This is a genomic window from Geobacillus sp. YHL, assembly GCF_022341265.1.
Taxonomy (GTDB): Bacteria; Bacillota; Bacilli; order Bacillales; family Anoxybacillaceae; genus Geobacillus; species Geobacillus thermoleovorans.
The window spans coordinates 38,878-46,067 of sequence record NZ_JAEIGB010000023.1 but is presented as its reverse complement, the minus strand read 5'-3'; the positions used below and the strand labels follow the sequence as shown (position 1 = coordinate 46,067).

The window sequence follows — 7,190 nt, the reverse complement described above, 5'->3', positions numbered from 1 at the left end:
TTACGATATTAATTCCTGAAAATGGTTCGCTAACTAGTGATTGACAACGCCCGTAGTGAACCGAAAAAATGTTCTCCACAAAGTCTTGACTGACTCATACCAGACATGATCATTGCTTCGTATTGTTTGTGTGGGGTAAAATGGAAGTGTATTTAAGGGGTTGGAAAAGGAGGATATTTTTGAAGTTCGACGAATATACAATTGGTCAGTGAAACATGGAAAAGGTTCATTTCACTGGGGATGGATCTTTTCCCATCATCATATTCCGTGAAAAAAAGAAGGGGATGAGCATGAAGTTTTCTGAGTTTCGTTATGAGCGGCCGGACATCACTCAATTGCAGGCATCGTTTCAAGAAGCGCTTGATTCGTTCCGCCGTGCGGGGAGCGCCGCCTTGCAACACGAGGCGATGAAGCGGATCAATGAGCTGCGCCGCCGCTACAGCACGATGGCGAACCTTTGCCATATTCGCCATACGATCGATACAAACGATGAGTTCTATAAGAAAGAACAAGACTTTTTCGATGAAACGGAGCCGATCGTCAAGGGGCTTGTCAACGATTATTACCGCGCGCTTGTTTCCTCGCCGTTCCGCGCTGAATTGGAACAAGTGTGGGGGAAACAGCTGTTTGCGTTGGCCGAAACACAGCTGAAAACATACGCACCGGCGATTGTAGAGGACTTGCAAAAAGAAAACAAGCTGGCAAGCGAATATACGAAGCTCATCGCATCGGCGAAAATCATGTTTGAAGGGGAAGAGCGGACGCTTGCCCAGCTGCAGCCGTTTGTTGAGTCGCCGGACCGCGCGATGCGCCAACGGGCGAGTGAGGCACGATTTTCGTTTTTCATGGACTATGAAAAAGAACTCGATGAATTGTATGATGAGCTTGTCCACGTCCGCACGGCGATCGCCCGCAAGCTCGGTTTCCAAAACTTTGTGGAACTCGGCTATGCCCGTTTAGGCCGGACCGATTACAATGCCGATATGGTCGCAGGCTACCGCCGGCAAGTGAAAACGCACATCGTCCCACTCGCAGCAAAGCTGCGCGAGCGCCAGCGGCAGCGGATTCAGGTCGACCGGCTTACGTATTATGATGAGCCGTTCATGTTTCCGAGCGGCAACCCGGCGCCAAAAGGGGACGCCGCTTGGATTGTTGACAACGGCCGGCGCATGTATGAAGAGCTGTCGCCGGAAACAGGCGAGTTTTTCCGCTATATGGTCGAACATGAATTGATGGACCTCGTCGCCAAAAAAGGAAAGGCGGGCGGCGGCTATTGCACCTATATCGATGACTATAAGGCGCCGTTTATTTTCTCGAACTTTACCGGAACGTCCGGCGACATTGACGTACTGACCCATGAAGCGGGGCATGCGTTCCAAGTGTATGAGAGCCGCCATTACGACATTCCGGAATACAACTGGCCGACGCTTGAGGCGTGTGAAATCCATTCGATGAGCATGGAATTTTTCACATGGCCGTGGATGGAGCTCTTTTTCGGCGAAGACGCCGACAAATACCGGTTCGCCCATTTGAGCGACGCACTTTTGTTTTTGCCGTACGGCGTTGCGGTCGATGAATTTCAGCACGCTGTCTACGAGAACCCGGATATGACGCCGGCTGAGCGGAAGAGTGTCTGGCGCAACATCGAAAAAGCGTATTTGCCGACAAGAGACTACGCCGGCCATGACTACCTTGAGCGCGGCGGATTTTGGCAGCGGCAAGGGCACATTTACACCGACCCGTTTTATTACATTGATTATACATTGGCGCAAGTGTGCGCGTTCCAGTTTTGGAAGCGGGCGCAGGAAGACCGGGAATCAGCCTGGCGCGACTATGTGGCGCTTTGCCGATTGGGCGGCAGCCGGCCGTTTACCGAGCTCGTCAAAAGCGCCAACCTAAAGTCGCCGTTTGCTGACGGGGCGGTCGCTTCGGTCGTCGGCCATATCGAGCGGTGGTTGGACAGCGTCGATGACAAAGCCTTGTAAAAAGAAGCAAAGAAGGCGGGCGGGAACAGCACCGCCCTGCTTTTCTTTATCATCTCGCGCCGAGAAGACCCCCACTTCCACGTGTTGGGCGGGGATGGCTTGGTTGACAGCCTGCTGTGGGGCGGGTGTTTCCAACAATCTCTCACCTCAAAGCTCAAGCGTAGGTGGGAGAGCGTTCAATTTGAAAACTTCTATCAAACTGGGGAAAAGGGGGAAAACGATGATCCGTAAAGCCACATGGGTCGACGCACTGGCCATCGCTTCGGTCCACGTCGAAAGTTGGAAGACGACGTACAGCGGCATCGTGCCGGACGCGTACTTGGAGACGTTGGCAGTGGGAGAAAAACAAACGTTATGGGAGAAGGTGCTCAGCCAATCGGACCATTCCGTGTTTGTCGCTGAGGAAAACGGACGCGTCGTTGGATTCGTCTCCGGCGGACCAAATCGGGCAGCCGACGGTCTGATAGCGAAGTATGACGGGGAGCTGTATGCGATTTATTTGCTTAAAGAGGTGCAAGGAAAAGGGCTCGGCCGGCAACTCGTTCAAGCGTTGATCCGCCATTTGGCGCAAAAAGGCATTCATTCGCTGGTCGTCTGGGTGCTTGCCGACAATCCGTCACGCGGTTTTTACGAACGGCTTGGCGGTGAAAAACTGGCCGAGGAAAGGGTGGAAATCGGTGGAAAAGCATTATGGGAGTGGTGCTACGGCTGGCGAGACGTCCAATTGATGGAACAGTAGGTGGACTGCCGAACCGTCGGCAGCTTAAAAAATGTATTTTGTGAGTGATTACTCACTTTACAAAAAGGTTTATCTTTTTTATACTATATATGAGTGATTACTCACTACTATGCAAAGGGGAGAAAAGCAATGACCGCCAATCCATGTATTCAAGTCGAGCGTGTCTCCAAGCGGTTTGGAAAAAAAGTGGTCATCCACGATGTGTCGTTAGATGTCCGCGCGGGAGAAATTTTCGGTCTGCTCGGCCCGTCGGGTGCAGGAAAAACGACGTTGGTGCGCATGATCGCCGGCATTGATCAAGCGAGTGAAGGGACGATTCGCGTGCTCGGCGTGAATATGCCCAATCTTGGCGCCATGAAGCGGATCGGCTTTATGGCCCAGTCGGATGCCCTGTACGGAGAATTGACCGCGCTGGAGAACATGCAATTTTTTGCTTCCATCTACGGGTTGCGAGGGAAAAAACAAAAAGAGCGGATCGATGACATGTTGGCGCTTGTCAACTTAACGAATGATCGAAAAAAGCCGGTGCACCAATATTCAGGAGGGATGAAGCGTCGGTTGTCGCTGGCGATCGCCTTGCTTCATGAACCGGACGTGCTTATTTTGGATGAGCCGACGGTCGGCATCGATCCGGTGCTGCGCCAATCGATTTGGGCGGAGCTTGAGCGGATTCGCCAGCGCGGCACAACCATTGTCGTCACGACCCATGTGATGGATGAAGCGGAAAAGTGCGGGCGGCTTGGCATGATTCGCGAAGGCCGTCTGATCGCCGTCGGCCGCCCGGATGAATTGAAACAGGAAGCAGGCGCGGAAACGATTGAGCAAGCGTTTTTGACGTTTGGAGGTGTCCGTCGATGAGAGTGTTGGCCATTGTCGTCCGCATCATCCGCCAGTTTTTCCGCGACAAGCGCACGCTGGCGCTCATGATTGTCGCGCCGATGTTCGTCTTGTTGTTAATGGATTTGGTGTTTAATGGCGAAGAATACAAACCAGCCATTGCCGTCAGCGAACACGTGCCTGAGGTGGTTGTTGACAAGTTGAAAGAAGCAGGAGCGAACGTGAAAGAGCTGTCAGCAAAACAAGCGCGAAAGCAGCTGGACGATCAAGACATTGACGCGTGGCTTGACATGAGCGGAAGCGCTCCGCACCTTACGCTGGAAGGAAGCGACCCGACGGCCAATCAGGCGGTGATGGCCGCGGTGCAAAAGGCGTTTCAGTCCATGGCGCCCAAGCCCCCGTTTCAGCTGAAAACAACGTATTGGCACGGATCAAGCGACATGGCGTCATTTGATTATTTCGGCCCCGTGCTGATCGGCTTTTTCGTCTTCTTTTTTGTCTTTTTGATTGCTGGAGTGTCATTTTTGCGCGAGCGGACGAACGGGACGCTCGAGCGGCTGATGGCGACGCCGCTCAGGCGCTGGGAAATGGTCGCCGGCTACATGATCGGGTTCGGATTGTTTACCACGATTCAAGCGAGCTTAATTTCATGGTTTGCCATTGATGTGTTGGACATGATGATGGAAGGTTCGTTTTGGTATGTGCTGCTCATTACGTTTTTGCTGGCGATGACAGCGCTGGCGCTTGGGATGCTGCTGTCGGCGTTCGCCAACAACGAGCTGCAAATGGTGCAGTTTATCCCGCTTGTCGTCGTGCCGCAAGTGTTTTTCTCCGGCTTGTTCAATCTTGACACGATGGAAGAATGGCTTCGCTCGCTGAGCGTCATCATGCCGCTCACCTACGGGGCGGATGCGCTGCGCGATATTATGGTGCGGGGAGAGGGCTTTGGCGCCATCGCCGTGGATGTGTACGTGCTGCTTGGCTTTACGATGCTGTTTATGCTATTAAATGTAGTAGCATTGAAAAAATACCGCAAGCTGTAAGGAGTAGAGTCATGAGCGAGCATTCATGGATTCAGGAATTGCTGCAAATCGGCGGCAAGGAAGGGCAGTTCAGCGAAAAGCAGCTAAAAATTTTGGAAGCTGCCGTTGAAATGTTCGCCGAGAAAGGCTATGCGGCGACTTCCACGAGTGAAATCGCCAAAAAGGCCGGGGTGGCGGAAGGCACGATCTTCCGCCATTATAAGACGAAAAAAGATTTATTGCTGGCCATCGTCACGCCGACGTTGTTTCATTCCGTCGCCCCGTTTTTGGCGAAAGAATTCGTCCGCGAAGTGTTTGACAACGAATATGAGACGTACGAACAGTTTTTGCGCGCGGTGCTCGCCAACCGCTACACCTTTGTGAAAACGTATTTGCCGGCGATTCGCGTGCTTTGGCAGGAGGTTGCCTTTCATTCCGAGATTAAACAGTGCTTTCAACGCGTGTTTACCGAGCACGTGTATCCAAAATTCGCCCGCATTGTCCGCCATTTTCAAGAAAAAGGTGAGTTGGCCGAGCTGCCGGTTGATTCGGTCATCCGCTTGACGATCACATCGCTCGCCGGCTTTTTGGCCGCCCGCTTTCTCCTTTTGCCTGACCACAATTGGGACGATGAGGCGGAAATGGAGCGGACGATTCACGTGTTGATGAACGGTCTGCGGCGCTAACCGGCCGGCTTCCGCACTGAAGCCGGCCTAGTTGTTTTCTTTCGCATAACGGAGGATAGCTTCGGCAAATTGTTTGAAATCATCAAGATGGTGTTCGACGATGGCTTGCAAGATGCCAAGGTTCAGTTGTTGATAGTCGTGAACGGCGATGTTGCGGAATCCGACCATGGCCTTCATGTTTTTGCTTATGGCAGGAGAGATTACGCCGTACTCTTCGAGGAGAGCGAATGCATCGCGGCTATGCTGCGGCAATCCGAATTTCTGCTCGGCCACAATATGCATGGCCAAATCGATGCATGCCTCGCACGCCCGCTGTAAATTCAGAACGATCGAATCTTGTTTTGTGTAATTTTGTAAATTTTTTGGATCGCCGTTATATTCTTCACGAATTCGTTTCAGGCAGCGTTCGATCACGCTGATCTTGTTTAAAATGACATCACTTTTCATATATGCTCCCGCTTTCCGTAATTTGTTTTAACACCGGTGCTCTCTCTTCGTTTAGTTTCACATACATTTTCAATGTTTTCATTTCGAACTCAGCCCGTTTCCGCTCGTCGCGGCAATCAATGGCTTTTCCCGTCGAGACGACTTGCGCTTGAAACACGGTGCTGGCTTGGCGCAAATCGACAAGATCGACATCTCGCCCTAACTTGTCAGCCAAATGCCCCGCGAGCCGAAACAGCTCATACGGATCATGCGGTTCGCCGTCGCTGACAAAGGCGATATCGACATCACTGTCCGGGCGCATCGCCCCACGGGCGGCTGAACCGAACAGGTAGATGACGAACGGGTGAAGAGCCGGGCGGAGCGTCTCAACGATGATCGTCTCCATTTCGTTTGGCAATCGCGATGCCCCCTTGCGTTTTTCTTCATTATAGCAAAATTTTTTCGTTCCTGGAGAAAAGACGGAAAAAGAAAAGGAGGCGATGGCGACCGCCCCTTTTTACAGCGAAAAACCTTTATTCGCGCAAAAGAGTTTGACCTCAAGAAACGGACGCGCGGCCGGTGAAAACGTTTGAGCGAACGACCGTCATTTTTTTGCACCACCGTCTTCCGACATGACGCTCGATCCTTTGTTTGGATCGAACGATTGGTACCATTGGACATCGTTGAAAATATGCACGAGGAACCGTTCTTTGTCCAAAATGACAAGATTATACCGCAAATCTCCGTGATTGATTCGATCGATCAGATCCTTTGGTATATCGGTCGCCCAGGTGGAAGTCATTGTGATGGCATACGACAGCCGCCCGTTTGCCGGCAAAGGGCCTTTGACAGCGTTGGAACGGTCAACATGGGTCAGACGCGAGAGTTCCTCTGGATATTGAATGACGAAATAGTAATCTTGATACTGTTCAAGCAAGCGGTACAGCTGTTGTGAGATGGTGTAATGAATCGTCAGCTCGATCGATCGGCTTGTCGCCTTCGCAGTGAATTGGTTGACTAGAAAATGCGGAGGGAGAAATTTTTGTTCCAGCGACAGCGGCTTTTGTTCCGTCTCCACTTGTTCATGTTTCTGCTTCGCTTTCTCTGCCGGATGCGGCGCAACAGGGGCGGGGTTGTGTCCGCGTTCGCACGCTGCCAGCAAGAGAAAGACGACAAAAAGGGGATAGAGATATTTTTTGTTCATCACAATCACCATTCATCAAAATTGTCTACTTTTGCTTAATGCTGTCAGAATACCCTTCGTATGTCCATTGTCCGCTGACGGTTTTCGAGCTGATGAGAGTTCCTCTGGAATTGGACTAATGGTTTGAATCATCTTTCTTTTCAACATTGCAATCCCTCCTAAAATTTAGAATTTATAACTTATTTTTAACAAAAAATTTCCATGTCAATAATATTTTGAAAAAATAATTTACAAAATATTCAATCCGATGTGAAAAGTGTGCGTGACGGAATCGAGATGAAAAATCGGCTT

At 51.2% G+C, this 7,190-nt stretch carries 8 protein-coding genes; 5 read left to right on the top strand and 3 right to left on the bottom strand.

Translation table 11 applies throughout. From position 1 onward, the window contains the following. Nucleotides 1-290: 290 nt before the first annotated feature. The 5 genes from JCR24_RS15185 (at nt 291) to JCR24_RS15165 (ending at nt 5,269) form a co-directional block, all read left to right on the top strand. The gene (locus JCR24_RS15185) at nt 291-1,985 is read left to right on the top strand and encodes a M3 family oligoendopeptidase (RefSeq protein ID WP_011230464.1); all 1,695 of its coding nucleotides are present in this window, start codon (nt 291-293) and stop codon (nt 1,983-1,985) included. Between the two features lie 220 nt (nt 1,986-2,205). Beyond that, complete coding sequence (locus JCR24_RS15180) at nt 2,206-2,724, top strand: GNAT family N-acetyltransferase (RefSeq protein WP_011230465.1); 519 nt, start codon at nt 2,206-2,208, stop codon at nt 2,722-2,724. A gap of 129 nt (nt 2,725-2,853) precedes the next feature. Continuing rightward, entirely contained in the window at nt 2,854-3,582 is a 729-nt protein-coding gene (locus JCR24_RS15175; RefSeq protein WP_033024957.1) for an ABC transporter ATP-binding protein, read from the top strand. Next, nucleotides 3,579-4,604 carry an ABC transporter permease gene (locus JCR24_RS15170; protein ID WP_238980900.1) on the top strand — a complete coding sequence of 342 codons (1,026 nt, stop codon included), beginning with the start codon at nt 3,579-3,581 and terminating at the stop codon, nt 4,602-4,604. The genes JCR24_RS15175 and JCR24_RS15170 overlap by 4 nt, the downstream gene beginning before the upstream one ends. Before the next feature lie 11 nt (nt 4,605-4,615). Beyond that, nucleotides 4,616-5,269, top strand: a complete 654-nt coding sequence (locus tag JCR24_RS15165; RefSeq protein WP_033015860.1) for a TetR/AcrR family transcriptional regulator — start codon at nt 4,616-4,618, stop codon at nt 5,267-5,269. A gap of 27 nt (nt 5,270-5,296) precedes the next feature. On the opposite strand, the gene hepT is transcribed toward JCR24_RS15165, so the two are convergent. The 3 genes from hepT to JCR24_RS15150 form a co-directional block, all read right to left on the bottom strand. Next, on the bottom strand, nt 5,297-5,716 hold the full coding sequence (gene hepT, locus JCR24_RS15160; protein ID WP_238980899.1) for a type VII toxin-antitoxin system HepT family RNase toxin: 420 nt from the start codon (nt 5,714-5,716) through the stop codon (nt 5,297-5,299). Continuing rightward, nucleotides 5,706-6,101: a type VII toxin-antitoxin system MntA family adenylyltransferase antitoxin gene (gene mntA, locus JCR24_RS15155; RefSeq protein ID WP_238980902.1), complete on the bottom strand. Its 396-nt coding sequence runs from the start codon at nt 6,099-6,101 to the stop codon at nt 5,706-5,708. Before mntA ends, hepT begins: the two co-directional genes overlap by 11 nt. Nucleotides 6,102-6,299: 198 nt before the next feature. Next, nucleotides 6,300-6,899 (bottom strand): hypothetical protein, encoded by a 600-nt coding sequence (locus JCR24_RS15150; RefSeq protein WP_238980898.1) that lies wholly within the window; start codon nt 6,897-6,899, stop codon nt 6,300-6,302. Nucleotides 6,900-7,190 lie beyond the last annotated feature (291 nt).